The sequence below is a fragment of the Pseudomonas sp. 05N434 genome, from assembly GCF_056396965.1.
The window spans coordinates 1-2,264 of sequence record NZ_JBFTMK010000685.1 but is presented as its reverse complement, the minus strand read 5'-3'; the positions used below and the strand labels follow the sequence as shown (position 1 = coordinate 2,264).

4 protein-coding genes are annotated in these 2,264 nt (G+C 60.7%); all 4 read left to right on the top strand.

The window, feature by feature from the left end; translation table 11 throughout:
• The coding region (locus AC1DLB_RS28045; RefSeq protein WP_477786087.1) for a cbb3-type cytochrome c oxidase subunit I at positions 1-423 on the top strand (423 nt) is incomplete at its 5' end.
• Positions 423-1,031, top strand: coding sequence for a cytochrome-c oxidase, cbb3-type subunit II (ccoO, locus tag AC1DLB_RS28040; RefSeq protein ID WP_018925301.1), 609 nt, complete (start codon positions 423-425; stop codon positions 1,029-1,031). The genes AC1DLB_RS28045 and ccoO, both read left to right, overlap by 1 nt.
• Before the next feature lie 5 nt (positions 1,032-1,036).
• The gene (locus tag AC1DLB_RS28035; RefSeq protein WP_003175465.1) at positions 1,037-1,222 is read left to right on the top strand and encodes a CcoQ/FixQ family Cbb3-type cytochrome c oxidase assembly chaperone; all 186 of its coding nucleotides are present in this window, start codon (positions 1,037-1,039) and stop codon (positions 1,220-1,222) included.
• On the top strand, positions 1,219-2,202 hold the full coding sequence (gene ccoP, locus AC1DLB_RS28030) for a cytochrome-c oxidase, cbb3-type subunit III (RefSeq protein ID WP_018925300.1): 984 nt from the start codon (positions 1,219-1,221) through the stop codon (positions 2,200-2,202). Before AC1DLB_RS28035 ends, ccoP begins: the two co-directional genes overlap by 4 nt.
• Positions 2,203-2,264: the final 62 nt, after the last annotated feature.

The following is a 2,264-nucleotide window of genomic DNA, read 5'->3' as shown; positions in this document are numbered from 1 at the left end:
GACTGGACCATCGGCCACGTACACGCCGGCGCCTTGGGCTGGGTAGCGATGATCTCGATCGGCGCCATCTACCACATGATCCCGAAACTGTTCGGCCGTGCACAAATGCACAGCACCGGCCTGATCAACGCGCACTTCTGGCTCGCGACCATCGGTACCGTGTTGTACATCGCTTCGATGTGGGTCAACGGCATCACCCAGGGCCTGATGTGGCGTGCAATCAACGACGACGGCACCCTCACCTACTCGTTCGTGGAAGCGCTGCAAGCCAGCCACCCTGGTTTCATCGTTCGTGCCCTGGGCGGCGCGTTCTTTGCCAGCGGCATGCTGTTGATGGCCTACAACGTGTTCCGTACCGTTCGTGCCTCGGACCCGGCTGAAGCTGAAGCCGCCGCCAAGATTGCTGTAGTTGGAGCTCACTGATGAAGCATGAAGCAGTCGAGAAGAATATTGGCCTGCTGGCCTTCTTCATGGTTATCGCCGTCAGCATCGGCGGCCTGACCCAGATCGTTCCGCTGTTTTTCCAGGACGTTACCAACAAGCCGGTCGAGGGCATGAAGCCTCGTACCGCCCTTGAACTGGAAGGCCGCGACATCTACATCGCCAACGGTTGTGTCGGCTGCCACTCGCAGATGATCCGCCCGTTCCGTGCTGAAACCGAACGCTACGGCCACTACTCGGTCGCCGGTGAAAGCGTCTGGGATCACCCGTTCCTGTGGGGTTCCAAGCGTACCGGTCCGGACCTGGCCCGTGTCGGCGGTCGTTACTCCGATGACTGGCAGCGTGCGCACTTGTACAACCCGCGCAACGTGGTGCCCGAGTCGAAAATGCCGGCTTACCCGTTCCTCGTGGAAAACAAGCTCGACGGCAAAGACACCGCCAAGAAAATGGAAGTCTTGCGCACGCTCGGCGTCCCTTACACCGACGAAGACATCGCCGGCGCCAAGGATGCTGTGAAGGGCAAAACCGAAATGGACGCGCTGGTGGCCTATCTGCAAGGCCTGGGCACCATCATCAAAAGCAAACGGTGATTTAGATGGATATCGGGATGATTCGTGGCCTGGGCACCGTTGTTGTGATGGTGGCCTTCATCGGTCTGGCGTTGTGGGTATTCAGCCCCAAGCGCAAGTCGGAGTTTGAAGACGCGACCTTGCTGCCTTTCGCGGATGATCCCGAAGCCATCAAGCACGTCGAGCAAGCTTCTAGGAGTAACAAAGAATGACTACGTTCTGGAGTCTGTACGTCACAGTCCTCAGTCTCGGCACCATCTTCGCCCTGACCTGGCTGCTGCTGTCCACCCGCAAGGGCCAGCGCGCCGAGCAGACCGACGAGACGGTCGGCCACTCCTTCGACGGGATCGAGGAGTACGACAACCCACTGCCGAAATGGTGGTTCATGCTGTTCGTGGGCACCATCATCTTCGCCCTTGGCTATCTGGTCCTGTACCCGGGCCTGGGTAACTGGAAAGGCCTGTTGCCAGGTTACAACTACCTGGATAACGAGAAGCAGACCGCGTTCGCCAACGGCCAGACCGGCTGGACCGGCGTCCACGAGTGGGAAAAGGAAATGGCCAGGTCGGACGCCAAGTTCGGCCCGATCTTCGCCAAGTTCGCTTCCATGCCAATCGAAGAAGTCGCCAAGGACCCGCAAGCCCTGAAGATGGGTGGCCGCCTGTTCGCCTCCAACTGCTCGGTCTGCCACGGTTCCGACGCCAAAGGCGCTTATGGCTTCCCTAACCTGACCGACGCCGACTGGCGCTGGGGCGGTGAAGCGGCAACCATCAAGACCACCATCATGGGCGGCCGTCACGCCGTGATGCCGGCCTGGGCCGAAGTGATCGGCGAACAAGGCGTCAGCGACGTTGCCGCTTACGTGCTGACCAGCCTCGATGGCCGCAAACTGCCGGAGGGCGCCAAGGCTGACCCGGTTGCCGGCCAGAAGCTGTTCGCTGCCAACTGCGTGGCTTGCCACGGTCCGGAAGGCAAAGGCACCCCGGCCATGGGCGCCCCTAACCTGACTCACCCGGCAGCGTTCATCTACGGTTCGAGCTTCGCTCAACTGCAGCAGACCATCCGTTACGGCCGTCAGGGCCAGATGCCTGCGCAGGAACAGCTGCAAGGCAACGACAAGGTTCACCTGCTGGCCGCTTACGTCTACAGCCTCTCTCACGGTGAGAAAGCGCCGGTGGCAGACGCCCAGTAAGGCAAACGCTCGATGCAACAAAAAAGGCCCCGCCAGTGATCTGGCGGGGCCTTTTTCATGGG